Origin of the sequence: Catalinimonas locisalis, assembly GCF_038039535.1 — a bacterium.
GTDB lineage: Bacteria > Bacteroidota > Bacteroidia > Cytophagales > Cyclobacteriaceae > Catalinimonas.
Genome location: NZ_JBBPHP010000022.1, coordinates 72,893 through 91,227, shown reverse-complemented (window position 1 = coordinate 91,227; position 18,335 = coordinate 72,893). Strand labels below are relative to the sequence as shown.

The window sequence follows — 18,335 nt, the reverse complement described above, 5'->3', positions numbered from 1 at the left end:
GATGCTAATAATAGAAGAGATTATTACTAAAAGTAGTGATTGATTTGCTAAAAGAAGTAGTTAGAAGTAAGAGAATGTGGTGAGGGAAAAGGTGAAAAAACTTTGATGATAAAGCAATGAGCTAAAAAAAAGCCTGACTTTATTAGCCAGGCTTATGATGATGTATACCGGATTATTATTAACTCTCAAGCAAGGATTCACCGGTCATTTCTTTGGGTTGTGAGATGCCCATCAGTTCTAAAATGGTGGGAGAGATGTCTCCCAGCTTGCCATCTTTGATTTTACCTTTGTAATCATCGTCAACAAGGATACAAGGGACCGGTACTGTAGTATGCTGCGTATGAGGCGAGCCATCAGGATTTTTCATCTGATCTGAATTACCATGATCGGCAATGATCAGTACAGAATATCCATTTTCCTGCGCTACCTCGGTGACAGCCTTGGCACATTGGTCAACCGTTTCGCAGGCTTTTACTGCTGCTTCAAAAACGCCGGTATGACCAACCATATCTGCGTTAGCGAAGTTGAGACAGACAAAATCTACTTCACCTTCCTTAAGCTTGGGTATGATTTGATCTCGGATATCTCCGGCACTCATCTCTGGTTGCAGATCATAAGTAGCTACTTTAGGAGAAGGGCACATAATACGTTCCTCACCTTCAAATTCTTCCTCACGACCGCAATTGAAGAAGAAAGTAACATGAGGGTACTTTTCTGTTTCCGCGATGCGAATTTGCTTTTTGCCGTGCTCAGCCAACACTTCGCCCATTACCTGGGTAATCGCTTTATTATCAAACAGAATATCAACCCCTTTAAAGGTCTCATCATACTCTGTCATGGTGATGTAGTTCAGGTTCAACTTCTTCATATCCTGCTCAGGGAAATCTTTCTGTGTCAGCGCCAGTGTAATCTGACGGGCGCGGTCCGTACGGAAGTTGAAACTGATGACCACATCACCTTCCTGTATCGTTGCAACTGGCTTTCCATTTTCAGTACATACAATAGGCTTGATGAACTCATCGGTTACATCCTCATCATATGACTCCTGTACTGCTTTCACAGCATCCTCAGCCTGATTACCTTTACCGTTTACCATAGCATCATAAGCCAGTTTGGTACGTTCCCATCGTTTGTCACGGTCCATGGCGTAATAGCGACCAATCACTGTCGCTATCTTTCCGGTAGTCTCTTTAGTGTATTTTTGAATCTCCTCTATGTTACCTTTTCCTGATTTAGGATCGGTATCACGTCCATCGGTAAAGGCGTGGATGAAAACTTTCTCTAGGTCAGCATCCCCGGCGGCTTTGCAGAGTGCTTTTAAGTGGTTGATATGAGAGTGAACCCCTCCGGTTGAAGTTAAGCCCAGAAAATGGACCTGCTTATCGTTTTCTTTGGCATATTGAAAAGCTTTTTTCAACACCTCAATATCAAAAAAATCTCCTTTTTCAATAGACTGATTGATCCTTTCCAGCATCTGGTAGACAATACGACCGGCACCCAGGTTCATATGCCCAACTTCCGAATTACCCATTTGTCCATCAGGTAACCCCACCGCTTTACCGGAAGTGAGAAGTTTGCTATGCGCATACTTTGAGTACAAAGAGTCTACAAATGGAGTATTGGCTTGGTCAATGGCAGAAACTTCAGGGTTTTCTGCTATGCCCCAGCCATCCAGTATCATTAAAATAACTTTCTTGTTCATAATGTAATCAGATTAAAAAGCGAAATTGGTATGTCTGCAATTTAGCGAAGCAGGCCTATGCGATACAAATTATACGTATATTTATTGTGAGAGTGCAAAATTTACAGTTTCGTGAAAATTCAAGTATAGTCATGGAGAAATTTGAGATCAATGTGGAAGCCTTGGGTGGAATGTCAGAAAACGAGTTTTTTCGTTTTTGCCAGGATAATGATCATCTGCGCATTGAAAGAGAAGCTACAGGAAAAATTATTATTATGTCACCTACCGGAAGTAAATCAGGGAATAGAAATGTAAATCTTAGTTATGAGGTAACTAGCTGGAACAAAAAAAGTAAAAAGGGGTATGTTTTTGATTCTTCCGCTGGCTTTACTCTGCCAAATGGAGCTACACGCTCGCCGGATGTTTCATTTGTCCTCAAAGAAAAGTGGGAGTCTTTGACTGAAGAACAACAGGAAGGTTTTGCGCCTATCTGCCCAGACTTTGTTATAGAACTAAGGTCTAAAAATGATCAGCTAAAAGATTTGCAGATCAAAATGAAAGAATACATCAGCAATGGAGCGGCTTTTGGTTGGCTGATTGATCCGTATGAGCAAAAAGTATATATCTACGATAAAGCAGCTGCACAAACGTATGAAGTCTTTGAGCAATTTGACCAGCCTTTACAAGGAAGATATTTTATGAATGATTTTTCTATACTTGCAGATAAAATATTGTAATAGAGAATGCATGAACTTATATCTCTGTAGCATCAAACTGGAAAACTCTGTTCCTGATAATAATCACAGATATCAGTGAGATAACACTGCTTACATTTGGGATTGCTCCAGGTACAAATACGCTGCCCGTGCTTGAAGAACAGCTTGTGAAAATTGAGAAGTTAGGCTGCATCGGCAGGAAGCATTGCCAGCAGCACACCATGAGCTTTCGCTTCAGTCGTTTTTTTTCCGATAATACCCAGTCTTTGAGATACCCGATGTACATGTGTATCTACCGGAAGCACAGGTTTGCGAAAGGTAAATAATAGTACAAAAGTAGCGGTTTTATAGCCTACACCCGGCAGGGCCATTAGCCATTCCATAGCCTCTTCAACAGGAATTTTTCCTAAAAAATCCAGATTGAAATCTCCCTTTTCTACTTTTCTGCTTCAATATCTGCTGAATCCGGGGAGCTTTAACTTCAGCATAATTTGAAGTGCTAATTGCCTTGGTAAGCGCTTCAGTAGGGGCATGCATGATGTTCTCCCAACTACCAAAGCACTCCCACATCGTATCAAAGGCTTGTTTCTCATTGACATAGGTCGTGCGCTGAGACAAGATAGTAGCAATAAGTAGATCCATTGGACCTTTTCCAGAAAAACGGGTTTGCCGTCCAAAGTGAGCTTCCATTCTTTGAAGGGCAATATCTAATTTGTTTTGATCATTTTGCACAAGTTTTAAAACCTGCCATCGCTTTATTAGTTTGAATTCAGTAATTAGATTTCTATTTTTGCCAAGTTTAATCAAAGGTGAATCTTTAGATTAGTGAAAATCAATTTAAATCCTTAATCACGCAACAGACATGAAATTAGCGGTCGTAGGAGCTACCGGATTAGTAGGTGGCGAAATCCTCAAAGTTTTAGCAGAAAGAAATTTTCCATTAGACGAGTTGCTTCCCGTAGCTTCAGCCAAGTCAGCTGGTAAAGAGATTATCTTTAAGGATAAGACTTACAAGGTGATTACGATGGAAGAAGCTATTGCTGCCAAACCAGATATCGCTATTTTCTCAGCAGGAGGTTCTACCTCTTTAGAGTACGCTCCTAAGTTTGCTGAAGTAGGCACTACTGTAGTAGATAACTCTTCTGCTTGGCGTATGAATCCGGCTAACAAACTGGTGGTGCCAGAGATCAATGCAGATGTACTGGAAGATGATGATAAAGTAATTGCCAACCCCAACTGTTCTACTATTCAGATGGTACTGGCGCTTGCACCTTTACATAAAAAATACAAAGCCAAACGTGTCGTGGTTTCCACCTATCAGTCAGTGACCGGTACCGGTAAGGCTGCGGTAGATCAGATGATGAATGAGCGCGAAGGAAAAGAAGGTGCAAAGGTTTATCCTTATCGTATAGATATGAATGTGCTCCCTCACATTGATGTTTTTTATGATAATGGCTATACCAAAGAAGAAATGAAAATGGTGAATGAGACTGTGAAAATCTTTGGTGATGACAGCATTAAGGTAACAGCAACTGCTGTACGCATTCCTACTATGGGAGGACATTCAGAGGCGGTGAACGTGGAGTTTGAAAATGAATTTGACCTGGATGAAGTTAGAAAAATTCTATCTGAGACTCCCGGTGTGGTAGTACAGGATGACGTAAAAAACAATGTTTATCCTATGCCCATCAATGCGCATAATAAAGATGAGGTGTTTGTAGGGCGTTTGAGAAGAGATGAAACCCAGCCTAAGACACTGAACATGTGGATAGTAGCAGATAATTTACGTAAAGGTGCAGCGACCAATGCGGTACAGATCGCTGAATACCTTGTAGCGCGTAAGCTGGTGCATGCTTAAGGAATAACCAAAGAATATTAATCATTGACGGATAAACGTCATTGGTGGTACTCAATGATAAGCGTATTAAGTTTTATCCAGAGCCATCAATGACGTTTTATTTTTTTAGCCTTGAATAACATTTCAACCTTACTCAAAGCAGAAGTTCAGGCTTTTATAAAAGCGCACGAAAAAGATGATCCTTCTCAACTGGTGCTGTCCGGACATAAGTACCCTGAAATACCCATCAAAGAAGTAGCGGCCCAAATTCAGGCGCGGCAGAAAGCGAAGCAGAAATTTCCAGAATGGTATGAAGCTCAGGAGATTATTTTTCCTCCATCACTTTCCATAGAGCAGGCCTCTTCAGAAACCACTGCCCGATACAAAGCTACATTAGTATCAGGTAATCATTTGTTGGATCTAACTGGTGGTATGGGCATAGATACCTATTATTTGAGTAAGTCGTTTGAGAAGACTGATTATGTAGAGCAGCAGTCAGCGCTTTTTGATCTTGCCAGGCATAACTTCAAAGTTCTCGGAAGTTTACAAATACGTACTCATCATACAAAAGCAGAAGATTTTCTCGCCCAACACAATCATCCGGTAGACTGTATTTATTTAGATCCTGCCCGACGGGATGACCAAATGAGGAAGGTTTTCCTCCTTGAAGATTGCATACCTAATGTTGTAGAACTTAAAACTAGCCTTTTAGAGAAAAGCAGTCAGGTACTGATCAAAACCGCTCCGCTGCTGGATATTCAGGCTGCCCTACAGTCATTGGAGTATGTCAAAAAGGTGATAGTGATTGCGGTCAATCAGGAATGTAAAGAAGTGCTTTACCTGCTAGATAAGAGATACAATGATGAACCCACTCTAGAAACTGTTCACTTTTTAGGTGATGCACTTCAAAACTTCAGTTTTAGCAAAAGCCAGGAAGAAGAAGCGAAGGTAAATTACGCTGAGCCTCTCAATTACATTTATGAACCTAATGCTGCGATTCTGAAAGCTGGCGCTTTTAAGGCAATTGCCGAAGCTTTTCAGCTGATCAAGCTGCATCCTAACAGTCATCTCTATACTTCAGATGTGCTGAAAGCTGATTTTCCGGGTAGAATATTTCAATTGAAATGCCTAAGCAAATACAATAAAAAGGCGTTAAAAGCTTTGCTACCCTCTCTGAAAGCAAATCTGACCACACGTAATTTTCCCGACAGTGTAGTACAGATACGAAAAAAAACAGGCCTGAAAGAAGGAGGAAATACTTACATTTTTGCCACGACCGATAGTCAGAATAATCACATTCTGATAATTACTGAGAAAGTGTAGAACATTATTTTTTATAGATAAATATTATAAAATTTATATTATTTATCCTATAATTAGGATTGCATTCATGTATAATCTTAGTTTTGGATGAATAAGTTCATAATAAGCGCCATCTCCCTTTGTTTTTTCTTAAGTATTAGTACACGAAAATTAGCAGCGCAAGAAATCACCTTTGGCAGAGTTAGTGGGGAAGCGTTGCATGACGAATTTTATGAAAAGGATGCTTCAGCTTCCGCTGTCATACTGTATGATCATGGCAAATCCAATTTCAGGCATCTTGATGGGCAAGGTTTCAGGGTAGAAACCACCCGCACTATCAGAATAAAAGTCTACAATCAGGCAGGGACGGGCTGGGGAAATGTGGTCATTCCCTTGTATCGTGACGGGTATAACCGTACAGAAACGATAAGGGACATTAAAGGCTATGTGTATAATCTGGAAAATGGAATGATCCAGAGAGATGAGTTAGGCAAGAATGATATTTACGAAGAAGATGTAAGTGAAAAGTGGCGGCATGTCAAGTTTGCTTTTCCCAAAGTAAAAGCCGGTACAGTGTTAGAATATCAATACACCCTGATTTCACCTTTTCTCTTTAAACTGGAAGACTGGGAGTTTCAGCAGGATATACCTGTTCAATGGAGTGAATATGTGCTCACTGTACCTGCCTTTTATGAATATATGATATTGAAGCAGGGGTATTTCAAGCTTGAAATTCAGGATGCCAAATCCATGAACGATGAGCAGCGACTTGGCTCTTATACTTATGATAATGTGAGGTATCATTGGGCGATGAAAGATATACCTGCCTATCAGGAAGAGAAGTATATGACCACCCGTGATGATTATATCGCCAAAATTATTTTTCAGTTATCTAAAGTGAACTATCCGGGCCAGCATGTAAGAGATTATATGACTAGCTGGCCTAAGCTAGTAGAAGATCTGATGAAGCTGACTGACTTTGGGAAGAACATTAAAAAAAATAATACCAAAGATATTGTACAATCCCTGACTGAGGGACTTGATTCTGAAAAGGAAAAAGCGACTGCTATTTATGAGTACGTTACGCAAAATTTTGCCTGGAACAAGAAAAACAGCTATGCTCCATCCACTTCCTTGAACCAATTACTAAAAGATAAGTCAGGCAACTGCACCGATATCAATTTACTGCTATTGAATATGCTAAAAAAGGCAGAAATTGAAGCTCATGCCGTCTTGCTCAGCACGCGTGAGCATGGCAAAATCACTACCTCATTTCCTCTGATTGACCAGTTTAATTATACCATTGTATTTGCCCAGCTGGATGGGCAGGGCGTTTTGTTGGACGCAACCAGCCAGGACTTACCTTTCGGAATGATCAGTGAAGCCTGTCTGAATGGATATGGCTTGGTGGCGAATGAAGATGCGCAGGACGAGCAGTGGATTGATGTAGGTCAGCAGGGTGTTTATTTTGCCGATATATTTTGCCAGCTCAAATATGATGAAGAACGGAAAAGCTTGATAGCCCAGGTCAAAGAGAGCTATCGTGAGTATGCTGCCTTAAGTGCACGAAAACTTTATCAGGAGGATGAAAATCAGCTTTACCAACTTAAGGATATGGAGGAGTTAAAAATTGAGAACACGGAAGACAAGACAAAACCATTTAGCTTGAGTTATATTGCTCCTTACCCTGCTGAAGACTTGGGAGACCTGGTTTACATTGATGCTTTTATGATGATTGATGAGGAAAACCCTTTCAATGCTCCCAAGCGCTTTTATCCGGTGGATTTTGGGTATAGAATGGCAGTGAAATATAATTTTAGTTTTATAATTCCCGAAGGCTATAGCCTTGAAGAGTGGCCACAGGATATCAATCTGAAGCTTGAAGATGGTTCTATTACTTATATCACTAAATCAAATCATACTTTCAATACACTACAAATCACAAGCCTTTTTCAGATCAGTAAAACAATGATAGATGTAGATCAGTATCAGGATTTAAGGAAGCTTTATGCTGATATGCTGAGTAAGCAGATGGAAAAAATTGTATTGAAGAAAACTGAAACTGAGTAGATCAGTAAGAAAAACTGATATAGTATCCACTGTGGTTGCGAATATTAAATACCTCGCCATCTTCAAGTATTAGGTATTGACCACGGATGCCCAGTAGTTTTGATGAAATAACCGGGTTTTTGTCCAGACCCAGGCTTTTTACCTTTTTAGGATATTCTATTACCGGATAATGAATCTCCGTGACTGGACATTCGTCTAATACATACTCCTGAACTTCGTCACTGAGGAACATTTGAGCTTCTTTGCAGTAGTTTTCAAGCTGTAAACCTTCCCTTTCCACATCTTTGAGCATGTTTCGCCAGTTGGTTTTGTCAGTAAACTGATCTTTGAGTTCCACCTCAATTTTTCCGGCAAGATAGCGATAAGGCACTTCAGCAATCGTTAGCGCTTTTCTTGCTCCCTGATCAATCCAGCGGGTAGGTACCTGAGTGCTTCTTGTAACCCCTACCTTAATCGCATCTGTTTGTGCCAGGTATACAATGTGAGGTTGTAAGTGATGCTTTTCTTCCCATTCCACATCTCTGCCTTCTCCCAGGTGAGCCCGGCAAAGTTCTGGTCTGAGAATACATTCAGAATTTTGCGGTGCATTGATAAAACAGGGATAGCAGAAACCTTGGCCGAAAGCTTTTTTTATCGCTCTACCGCAATTGACACAGTTAATCCTTCCGTCAAAGGCAATATGAATGGTTTGTCCTAACAACTGGTTCATATCAATTTCATCTTCCTGCAGTTTGAGCGTATATCTGACAGGATTTTCTAAAGCCACACGCATTTTCAGTAAATTGCCTTCGTAGGTCACCTTATCAATTCTTTTGGAGTTAAAGCTGGCAAATTAAGGCTTTTTGAAAAGAATACTAAACAAATAGGATGAAGATCATTTTTATGAATATACAGCAATAATCTATGAGCGATTACAATAAAACAATCAGTATTTTAGGATGTGGATGGTTAGGTTTACCATTAGCTGAGCGTTTACTTGAACATGGCTATCAGGTGAAAGGATCAAGCACCAGCGCAGAAAAGCTACAAGTCCTTTCTGAAAAAGGTATTCAGTCTTTTCACATTCATCTTAGCCCTCATATCAATGCTGATTATCATCCGGAGTTTTTTGAGAGTCAGGTGCTGGTGTTAAATATTCCTCCAGGACGTCGTCAGCCTGATATTGAAACCATTTACCCTCAACAAATCAGCGAGGTGATAAAAGTAGCGGGAGAGACATCTCTCAAAAAAATATTATTTATCGGTTCTACTTCTGTCTATCCGAATCTCAATCGTGAAGTGATAGAAGAAGATGCGGGTGGGCAGATCAGCGACTCTGGTAAAGCCATTATGAAAGCTGAGCAAATACTTCACAATCAAAACCGTTTTCAGGTCAACATCCTTAGATTCTGCGGATTATACAATCGTGAGAGAAATCCGGGAAGGTTTCTGGCCGGCAAAGAGCTCAGTAGCAGCGGAAAAGATAAAGTAAACCTGATACATCAGGAAGACTGTATCAGGATCATCATAAAATTGATAGAAAAAGATAGCTGGGGTGAAACCTTTAATGCCTGTGGAGATCAGCATCCTGAAAAAGAAAAATTTTATCCGATTGCTGCCAAGCGGCTTGGCCTTGCACCTCCCAGCTTTAATGCCAAAGCTTCTGCGTCTTACAAAATCATCAATAGTGAGAAACTCAAACAGAAGCTGGATTATGAACTTGTCTATCCTGATCCTTCTGAGGCCATTGATAAACCGTGAAAAAGCGAATTGGAATACTGATGATCACTGCTTCATTACTACATCATGCCTGTACCCAATTCAGGAAATCCAATAAGGAGATATATCAGTATTTTGCTGAAAAGCAGATAGAGGTTGCTATTAAGCGCTATCAGGAGAGAAACAGAAGTATAAGGTATCTGGAATCAGGCAATTCTGATAAGCCTCTGGTACTTTTTATACATGGTGCCCCCGGCTCATCGGATGCGTTTATTGATTTCTTAAGCGACAGCACATTAGCCACTCAGACGCATATGATTTCAGTGGATCGGCCCGGCTATGGGTATTCTGGATTCGGCAACACTGAGCCATCCATTGAAGCCCAGGCTGCTTATCTTAAACCTTTGCTGAGCCTATCCCAAGGAAAAGCGATTTTGGTAGGGCATTCTTACGGTGGGCCGATTGCGGCACGGCTGGCAATGGATTTTCCCGAACTGGTGAAGGCTATTGTTTTAGTAGCCCCGGCTTTAGATCCAGAAGCTGAAAAAGTATTTTGGGTATCTTACCCTGCGGAGTGGAAAGTGTTCAGATGGATGCTTCCTGCGGTGTGGAAAGTGACGAATGAGGAAAAATTGAAGCACAAAGAAGAACTTAGACTTATGCTACCGCTTTGGCAAAAGCTCAAAGTACCTACCACTATCATTCATGGTGAAAAAGATAAGCTTGTTTCTCTCAGCAACGCTAATTTTGCCAAAAGAAAAATGACAAATGCTGAAGTTAAGCTTATCATTAAAGCTGAGCTGAATCATCTGATTCCCTGGGAAAAGCCAGAGCTTATCAGGCAGGCAATTCAGGAGTACCTGTAAAACAAATGGTTATTACTAAGCCTTGGGAGTGTTCTGTCTTTCCAGATCAAAAAGGTCGTTGAGCACATCAATCAAGGTTTCTGCCTCACCACGTTTACAGGCTGCTTTTAATTGCAATACCGGAAGCTTCATGATTTTTTGCATCATTCCTTTAGTGATTTTCTCTACATATTCAGCCTCTTTTTCATCCAGATTTTTGAGGTAGCGGGCAATTTCTTCCTGACGTATTTGTTCCAATGCATTTTTGAGCCTATGGATAGTAGGGGATACTTCCATTTCCTGCACCCAACCTTCTAAATCAGCCAATGCTTCTTCAATGATCTCTTTTACATGAGGTATGGCGTCAATGCGCTTCTGCATGGCCTCATCCGCCTTGTTTTTAATGTCATCTACGTTGTAAACCAGCGCGCCGGGTACACTTTCTACATCCGCATCAATGCTTCTGGGAACAGAAAGGTCAATCAGATATTTATAACTGATTTTTTTTCCGTTGTCAAATAGAGATTTGGTGATCAAAGGTTGCTGTAGAGAAACTGCTGAAATAACAATATCAGCCTCCAGTATTGCGTCTTCAACCTCTTCGTACAGGCGGGGAACAAACCCATATTGTGCAGCCAGATTTACTGCTTTTTCATGGGTACGATTGATGACCGTCACTTTAAACAAATCATCAATATTGTCAGAATCACCAATGTTTTTACAAACATCTGTACCAATTTCACCCAAACCGATCACCAGCACACGAGGCTTGATAATTTCGGCTGCCAGGTCATAAACGAGTTCTGAGGCAGCATATGAAACAGAGGCAGCACCATCGCGAAAAGGTGTTTCCTGTACTACTCTTTTATTGGTAAAGAAGATAGTATGCAGCAAACGATGAAGAAAAGGACCAGCCATATCTTCATCAGCAGAGGCTTGATAGGCTCTTTTCACCTGATTGGAAATCTGCATATCACCCACCACCTGAGACTCAAGGCCAATAGCTACATGAAAGAGATGACGCATCGCCTCATTTTCATCGTTACAGCTCACAAAATATTGATGGATGCTATCAGCTATATCGGTAAGTCCTTTTTCAACGATGATAAGTTTGATGATTTCATCGCTCAAATCTTGCTTGGCAGAATAGTAAACTTCAGTGCGATTGCAGGTAGAAAGGACGAGAGCCTCGGAAATGTTGGTAATGCTTTTGAGTTTACGCAGTAAATCAGAATACTGCTGTTCGTTTAATGCAACCCGCTCACGAATCTCAATAGGGCTGTTTTTGTATGTTAAGCTGACGAATTTGAAGTTGTTTTGCATCATGAAAGTAAACTCAATGGGCAAAGATAATTTCAGTTCTTTGAACTTTAAAATGAACCTCACTTAGAAAGCTAATTTAGAATCAATTTAAATGGAGAGGCTCATTTTTAACTTATCCGCTAATACAACGTGAAGTTTGGCGACTAAGGTTCAATGAACTCATCAAATATTTATACATAAGATTCACTCGTACAAAGTAAACACTTATACCTGCCATTGGAAATGACAAAAGTCAGTTTTTAGCACGATATGATAGAAAAATAATCAAATTGATGAATTTTTTTACTCAAAAAGATAGGCTGGTGTGAAAGTTTACAACTTGTGAGTAAGAAGATGTTAATCTATTATCGCTTTCACGATTAATTTTTTAATTTAAGGCGCAAAAGAATATCATTTTTACACTGAAGCTAACCACTAAGCATGCCTAACGACCTTAAGAAACTGAAAAAAATTCTGGTAGCTAATCGCGGGGAGATTGCCATAAGAATCCTCCGTGCTGCCTCAGAACTAAGAATAAGAACCGTTGCGATTTACACTTACGAAGATCGCTATTCATTACACCGCTACAAAGCAGATGAAGCTTATCAGGTTGGTGAGGACAATGAACCTCTCAAACCTTACCTTGATATTGAAGAAATTATTTTACTAGCCAAGCGCCAAAATGTTGATGCTATTCATCCGGGCTATGGTTTTCTTTCTGAAAACGTTCAACTCTCACGTCGCTGCAGAGAAGAAGGGATCATCTTCATAGGCCCCGAACCAGAGGTAATGGAAAAGCTGGGCGATAAAGTATCAGCCAAGAAGATTGCGATCAATGCCAAAGTCCCAGTTATTGAAGATAGCAAGGAGGATCTGACTTCAGAAGAAATTGCGCTGAAAGAGGCGGAGCGTATAGGTTTTCCAGTGATGCTCAAAGCGGCAGCTGGCGGTGGTGGACGCGGAATGCGCGTCATCCGTGATGCCAAAAGCCTGAAAAATGCTTTCTCCGAAGCCAAAGGGGAAGCCAAGAAAGCCTTTGGGGATGACACTGTCTTTCTGGAAAAATTTATTGAAGAGCCCAAACACATTGAAGTGCAGATCATGGGTGACAATTTTGGGAATATTGTCCATCTTTTTGAACGTGATTGTTCTGTACAGCGACGTTTTCAGAAAGTAGTAGAAGTAGCACCCTCTTCTAACCTGAAACAGGAGACCAAGGACAAACTCTACGAGTATGCTTTACAAATTACCCGCTCTGTAAATTACAATAATGTAGGTACGGTTGAATTTCTGGTAGACAAGAATGAAGGCATCTATTTTATTGAAGTCAACCCGCGCATACAGGTTGAGCATACCATAACTGAAGAAATTACCGGCATAGATATCGTTCGTTCGCAAATTCTGATTGCGCAGGGGCGGAAACTGGCTGATCCGCGAATCTACATCCGCAAGCAGGAAGACATCAAAGTACAGGGCTATGCCATTCAATGTAGGGTAACCACCGAAGATCCTAAAAACAACTTCCGTCCTGACTACGGTACCATCATAGCCTATCGTAATGCTGGTGGTTTTGGTATCCGATTGGATGAAGGTAGTTCATACCCCGGAGTCACCATTTCTCCCTTCTTTGACTCTATGCTGGTCAAGGTTTCTGCCACCGGTCGTACGCTTAAAGGAGCTTCTCAGAGATTACAGCGAACATTACGTGAATTCAGAATACGAGGTGTTAAGACTAACATAGGCTTTCTGATCAATGTCATCTCTCATCCTACTTTCTACCGAGGAGAAGCGACCGTAAATTTTATTGAAAGCAATCCTGAGTTGTTTGAGATCAGAGAAGGTCTGGATAGGGCAACCCGCACATTGATGTATCTGGCAGATGTTACGGTCAACGGGAATCCTAATATCCGCTTCATGGACCCAAATAAGGTTTTCAGAACACCAATTCTGCCATCCCCTCTGATGCAGGACCCCATTTCTGGTCACAAAGTAAACTATCAGTATGTGCCTTATCCGGAAGGAACGAAAGACAAGCTCAAACAGATGGGTAGGGGAAAATTTGTGGATTGGCTGAAAAATGAAAAGAAAATACAGTATACCGATACTACTTTCCGCGATGCGCATCAGTCATTGCTGGCTACTCGCATGAGAGGCATAGACATGCTGAAAGTAGCTGAGAGCTTCGCCAAGCATCATCCGCAGGTATTTTCTATGGAAGTTTGGGGAGGGGCTACCTTTGACGTAAGTATGCGCTTTCTGCACGAAGACCCCTGGGTACGCCTGCAGCAGATCAGAGAAGCGGTGCCTAATATCCTTTTGCAAATGCTTCTTCGTGGTTCCAATGCTGTGGGCTACAAAGCTTATCCTGATAACCTGATAGAGAAGTTTATTGAGAAAGCTGCCGAAACTGGAATAGATATTTTCCGGGTATTTGATTCTCTGAATTGGGTCAATGCGATGAAGGTAAGCATAAGAGCTATCACAGAACGAACGGAATCAATCGCTGAGGCAGCCATCTGCTACACCGGAGATCTGATGTCGCCTGATAATAAAAAGTATACCCTTCAGTATTACCTGGATATGGCTAAGCAGTTGGAAGATGAAGGCGCACACATTCTGGCTATCAAAGATATGGCAGGCTTACTTAAACCTTATGCTGCTGAGCTACTGGTTAGTGAACTTAAAAAAGTAGTGAATATTCCTGTACATCTGCATACCCATGATACTTCTTCCATTCAGCCTGCCACTTATGCCAAGGCCATTGAAGCGGGCGTGGATGTGGTAGATGTAGCCATAGGTGCTATGTCCGGGCTGACTTCTCAGCCTAATTTCAACTCTGTGGTGGCGATGATGCAGGGACATGCAAGAGAACAGCCCATTGATCTGCATTCGCTCAATGAGTATTCAGTCTATTGGGAAGCGGTGCGTGAATACTACTATCCCTTTGAGTCAGGTCTGAAGGCCGGTACTGCTGAAGTTTATGATCATGAGATTCCGGGAGGACAGTATTCTAATCTGCGTCCGCAGGCCACTGCCATGGGACTGGAGCATAAGTTTGAAACCATCAAAAAGAATTATGCAGCAGTCAATAAGCTCTTTGGAGATTTGGTGAAAGTAACGCCATCCTCCAAAGTAGTGGGTGATATGGCAATCTTTATGGCATCCAATGATCTGACAGTAGAAGATGTGCTAAAAGATGGAAAAAACCTTTCTTTCCCTGAATCAGTAATCAGTCTTTTTAAAGGTGAACTGGGTCAGCCTGCGGGCGGATTTCCTGAGAAAATACAGCAACTGGTGCTGAAAGGAGAAAAGCCTTTCACTGATCGTCCGAATGAGCATCTTGAGTCCATAGATTTTGATAAAGAGTTTGAGGAGTTCAAACAACGGTTTGATGAAAATCGTAGCCTGCTGGATTTCCTATCCTACAAATTGTATCCTAAAGTTTACGAAGACTACTACAACCATCAGAAAGTGTATGGCGATATGTCTTCACTGCCTACGCCTGCGTTTTTCTACGGACTTAAATATGGTGAGGAAATACTGGTGAAGATAGCCGAAGGTAAGGTCATTATGATCAAGCTGCTTTTTATCACCGAGCCGGACGAGGAAGGCCATCGTATGGTTACATTTGAACTCAATGGGCAATCCCGTAGGGTAAGGATCAAGGACAACAGTTTCCAGTCTAAGGTAGTGGCGCATCAGAAGGCGGCAAAAGACAGCGAAACTGAAATAGGTGCACCCTTGCAAGGCAGGCTCTCCAGTGTAATGACCAAAGTGGGGCAGGAAGTAGAAGAAGGTACACCTTTGTTTGTCATTGAAGCGATGAAAATGGAGTCAACCATTTCTGCGCCAAGAGCAGGTAAAGTAAAGAAGGTACATCTTGAAGTGAATACGATGGTGGAGCAGGATGACTTGGTAGTAGAACTGGAGTAAAATCAGATAAGAGGTTTAAAAAAAATAAGGGGCTGCTTAAACAGCCCCTTTTAGTTTTTTGGATGGAAATGGATAGACGCAAATTCTCTGGTCAAAATTCTATTTCTTCAATGGCCCGGACCGGAATAGTACGCCCTCCCTTCAAACTGATATATTCTTCGCCTACCGTCCATACAGTGGTTTCTACCATCCTGCGAATTCCATGAAAATCTCTGAAAATAATCCTAACCTTCGTATGGTACAGATTACCTAATAACATGGCACGATTCAATTGATACTTCCTTCTGACTTGCAACTGCAAAGAACTCAACACGTCTGTTTTGGGATATTGCAGACCAGTCAGGTTTTCTTTAGGTATTGTGAACGCCGTTTCCATGGTGGTGATGTTAAAAGTTATAGATACTTTTAATTATAATAGTAATACTATTAAATATAAGCGTAATATTATTGTAAGTCAAATTTTTTTTTAAAAAATTAAGCAGCTTTTACCGCGCTTAGTACAAGATGTTGCAGGTAATTGAAGATTTGCTGATTTAGATCAGACTTTTGCTTACTCACTTCTGTTAAAGAAGGTAAATGTTGAGCAAAAAATGTTTGTTGATGCGAGGCCTCCAGCACAGTACTGATCAATGCATGCGGATAGGGATATTGAGGATTGATCTCCTTTACGATGTTAGCGATATGTTTGCATAAGTCTTTATACCCTCTGAACAATCCTTCTTTATTGTCATCGTCTACGTGCTTGGTGAGGTATGTCTTGTTTGATTCTGCAATTACGATACGATGCAGAGCAGTCTCATCAATGAAAGCAAAAGTAGGATCAAAAGTGACTTCTTCACAAATAGTCTTAAGAGCAATATCCATCTTGAAGTAAGCATCTTCAATATTATTGGTACGATAATCAATCAAGTACTCCATCCATTTCCAGTACCAGGCAATCAGGTACATCAGAAGTTTATGCTTATTTTCAAAGTAACGATAAATGGATGCTTCGGTAGAATGAATTTCTTTTGCCAGTTTTTTAAAAGTAAATTGTTCAAAGCCCAATTCATCAATCAACTGTATGCTGTTGCTTACTATTTTTATACCGAGATCAGTATGTTGTGGGTCTTTTAAAAAGTATTTTTCGTTTAAGGTTAATGTGATCATATGTTAGCAATACCTCTGAATCTAGATCTGATTATATGGATGGGCAATATAGCTATTAATTTTGTTAGTATAACTATTATATTGTTTAGATAAATTCTACAAAAAAATAGTATTACTCTTAACAATTGTTATGCTGCTATTGATCTAATCAGCACGATGCTTATACAACCGCTTTGCCTGTAGCACATAATTTAATATCTTCAATCACATAATTTTTCAACAACCTTTCTATGATTTCAAAAGCTGTCAAAATTCTAGCACTACTGGCATTTCCTCTTACAGCGTTAGCTCAGGAACAGACCGTAGTAAGCATTGAGGATGAGAAATTTTATATTAATGGTAAACCAACTTACCAAGGTCAAAGCTGGAAGGGAAATCCAATAGAGGGGCTGCTGTTCAACTCTCGTATGGTGCAGGGAATATTTGATGACCTCAATCCGGAAACGCGCACAGAATGGAAGTACCCTGATACAGGAGAATGGTCTGCCGACAGGAATACTAATGAATTTGTAGCGGCAATGGAGGAGTGGTACGACTATGGGTTGCTGGCTTTTACCCTTAATCTTCAAGGTGGAAGTCCTCTGGGATATGGTAACCGTAATTGGATAAACTCAGCCTTTGATGAAGAAGGAAATTTGCGTCAAGCTTATTTTCAACGTTTGGATAAAATCCTGAAAAAAGCTGATGACCTGGGCATGGTAGTGATTCTGGGCTTATTCTACTTTGGGCAGGATCAGCATCTAAAAGATGAGGCTGCTATTCTCAGCGCAGTGGATAATACAATGAACTGGCTCTTTGAGAAAGGGTATCGCAACGTACTAATAGAAGCCTGTAATGAAACTGACGTTAATAAATACGATCACGCAATCTTAAAAACTGATAGAATACATGAGATTATCCAGAGAGTAAGGGATACGGAACAAAAAGGTTACCGCTATTTGGTGACTACCAGCTATGGTGGGGGTACTATTCCTACACCCAATGTAGTGAAAGTATCTGACTATATACTTATTCATGGCAATGGAGTGGGAGAGCCCGAACGGATCAAGGAGATGGTTAGGGAAACCCGGCAGGTAGAAGGCTATCAGCCTATGCCCATCGTTTTTAATGAGGACGATCATTATGCTTTTGATGAAGCGACAAATAATATGGTAGCTGCAGTAAAGGAATATGCCTCCTGGGGTTACTTTGACTTCCGAAGAGAAGGCGAAAGTTTTGAGGAAGGATATCAGAGTGTGCCGGTAGATTGGACTGTGAAATCTGAAAGGAAAAAGGCTTTTTTTGAGAAAGTAAGAGAAATAAGCGGGGGAAATTGAATTGCTTTTTAAAAAAGCTCCACTTATCCAACAAATAAGGCTGATCTTAGTTAATTCAACATATTTATAAACAATTAAGACTATAGTTTGTACTTAATTTTTTAAGACTATTTTTTCTAATAGAGGGAAGCTGGTTCATCAAAAAGGCTTTCTTCTTGACTTTGAATAGTATTATTGTTTAACCATATAATTTTTAAAAATGAGACTATTGACCGGAATTTTAACTGTAGCAGCAGCGGGTATTGCAGCCAGTATTATTTTTTCACAGGACAGCAGCACGAAGAGTAAAACCAAAAGAAGGTTTGGCAAAGACAGCAGCCGCTTAAAATCCGATATGGAAAAAACCATCAACGAAGGAATTTACAATCTTTTAGAAACTGTAAGTGAGCTAATTTCTGATTATTCTAAAAGAAGCCAGAAATCTATCAAAGAGGCTAAGAAAAGAAAGAAATTTATCAACTTGACATAATTCAGGGGGCACTCCCC

16 protein-coding genes are annotated in these 18,335 nt (G+C 40.7%); 9 read left to right on the top strand and 7 right to left on the bottom strand.

The features are described from left to right. Positions 1-178: 178 nt before the first annotated feature. The gene (gpmI, locus tag WJR50_RS21885) at positions 179-1,702 is read right to left on the bottom strand and encodes a 2,3-bisphosphoglycerate-independent phosphoglycerate mutase (protein ID WP_341295459.1); all 1,524 of its coding nucleotides are present in this window, start codon (positions 1,700-1,702) and stop codon (positions 179-181) included. A 131-nt stretch (positions 1,703-1,833) separates the two neighbouring features. Between gpmI and WJR50_RS21880 the strand changes: the two genes are divergently transcribed. Next, entirely contained in the window at positions 1,834-2,418 is a 585-nt protein-coding gene (locus WJR50_RS21880; protein WP_341295458.1) for a Uma2 family endonuclease, read from the top strand. A 161-nt stretch (positions 2,419-2,579) separates the two neighbouring features. On the opposite strand, the gene WJR50_RS21875 is transcribed toward WJR50_RS21880, so the two are convergent. After that, positions 2,580-2,780, bottom strand: a complete 201-nt coding sequence (locus WJR50_RS21875) for an endonuclease III domain-containing protein (protein ID WP_341295457.1) — start codon at positions 2,778-2,780, stop codon at positions 2,580-2,582. Between the two features lie 7 nt (positions 2,781-2,787). Further along, on the bottom strand, positions 2,788-3,204 hold the full coding sequence (locus tag WJR50_RS21870) for a hypothetical protein (protein ID WP_341295456.1): 417 nt from the start codon (positions 3,202-3,204) through the stop codon (positions 2,788-2,790). Positions 3,205-3,259: 55 nt separating this feature from the next. Between WJR50_RS21870 and WJR50_RS21865 the strand changes: the two genes are divergently transcribed. The 3 genes from WJR50_RS21865 to WJR50_RS21855 all read left to right on the top strand — a co-directional run bounded on the left by WJR50_RS21865 (position 3,260) and on the right by WJR50_RS21855 (position 7,606). Then, a complete protein-coding gene (locus WJR50_RS21865; protein WP_341295455.1) occupies positions 3,260-4,255 on the top strand; it encodes an aspartate-semialdehyde dehydrogenase in 996 nt (331 codons plus the stop codon). Between the two features lie 111 nt (positions 4,256-4,366). Further along, positions 4,367-5,557 carry a THUMP-like domain-containing protein gene (locus WJR50_RS21860; protein ID WP_341295454.1) on the top strand — a complete coding sequence of 397 codons (1,191 nt, stop codon included), beginning with the start codon at positions 4,367-4,369 and terminating at the stop codon, positions 5,555-5,557. 87 nt (positions 5,558-5,644) lie between these two features. After that, positions 5,645-7,606 (top strand): transglutaminase family protein, encoded by a 1,962-nt coding sequence (locus WJR50_RS21855; protein ID WP_341295453.1) that lies wholly within the window; start codon positions 5,645-5,647, stop codon positions 7,604-7,606. Between the two features lies 1 nt (position 7,607). On the opposite strand, the gene WJR50_RS21850 is transcribed toward WJR50_RS21855, so the two are convergent. Beyond that, positions 7,608-8,405 carry a DUF2797 domain-containing protein gene (locus tag WJR50_RS21850; RefSeq protein WP_341295452.1) on the bottom strand — a complete coding sequence of 266 codons (798 nt, stop codon included), beginning with the start codon at positions 8,403-8,405 and terminating at the stop codon, positions 7,608-7,610. Positions 8,406-8,509: 104 nt separating this feature from the next. Here WJR50_RS21850 and WJR50_RS21845 point away from each other — a divergent pair, with 104 nt between their 5' ends. Together WJR50_RS21845 and WJR50_RS21840 are read left to right on the top strand one after the other, a co-directional pair. Beyond that, positions 8,510-9,346 carry an SDR family oxidoreductase gene (locus tag WJR50_RS21845; protein ID WP_341295451.1) on the top strand — a complete coding sequence of 279 codons (837 nt, stop codon included), beginning with the start codon at positions 8,510-8,512 and terminating at the stop codon, positions 9,344-9,346. Further along, entirely contained in the window at positions 9,343-10,170 is an 828-nt protein-coding gene (locus WJR50_RS21840) for an alpha/beta fold hydrolase (RefSeq protein ID WP_341295450.1), read from the top strand. The genes WJR50_RS21845 and WJR50_RS21840 overlap by 4 nt, the downstream gene beginning before the upstream one ends. Before the next feature lie 15 nt (positions 10,171-10,185). Here the strand turns inward: WJR50_RS21840 and hemA are convergent, their stop codons facing one another. Continuing rightward, positions 10,186-11,472: a glutamyl-tRNA reductase gene (gene hemA, locus WJR50_RS21835; protein WP_510167121.1), complete on the bottom strand. Its 1,287-nt coding sequence runs from the start codon at positions 11,470-11,472 to the stop codon at positions 10,186-10,188. 420 nt (positions 11,473-11,892) lie between these two features. Between hemA and WJR50_RS21830 the strand changes: the two genes are divergently transcribed. Then, positions 11,893-15,384: a pyruvate carboxylase gene (locus tag WJR50_RS21830; protein WP_341295448.1), complete on the top strand. Its 3,492-nt coding sequence runs from the start codon at positions 11,893-11,895 to the stop codon at positions 15,382-15,384. A 91-nt stretch (positions 15,385-15,475) separates the two neighbouring features. Here the strand turns inward: WJR50_RS21830 and WJR50_RS21825 are convergent, their stop codons facing one another. Both WJR50_RS21825 and WJR50_RS21820 read right to left on the bottom strand, forming a co-directional pair. Continuing rightward, positions 15,476-15,760 (bottom strand): hypothetical protein, encoded by a 285-nt coding sequence (locus WJR50_RS21825; RefSeq protein ID WP_341295447.1) that lies wholly within the window; start codon positions 15,758-15,760, stop codon positions 15,476-15,478. Between the two features lie 98 nt (positions 15,761-15,858). Beyond that, positions 15,859-16,533, bottom strand: a complete 675-nt coding sequence (locus tag WJR50_RS21820) for a TetR/AcrR family transcriptional regulator (RefSeq protein ID WP_341295446.1) — start codon at positions 16,531-16,533, stop codon at positions 15,859-15,861. A 230-nt stretch (positions 16,534-16,763) separates the two neighbouring features. On the opposite strand from WJR50_RS21820, the gene WJR50_RS21815 reads away from it, so the two are divergent. Then, on the top strand, positions 16,764-17,849 hold the full coding sequence (locus tag WJR50_RS21815; protein WP_341295445.1) for a hypothetical protein: 1,086 nt from the start codon (positions 16,764-16,766) through the stop codon (positions 17,847-17,849). A 199-nt stretch (positions 17,850-18,048) separates the two neighbouring features. Next, a complete protein-coding gene (locus tag WJR50_RS21810; RefSeq protein ID WP_341295444.1) occupies positions 18,049-18,318 on the top strand; it encodes a hypothetical protein in 270 nt (89 codons plus the stop codon). The last annotated feature ends 17 nt before the right edge of the window (positions 18,319-18,335 follow it).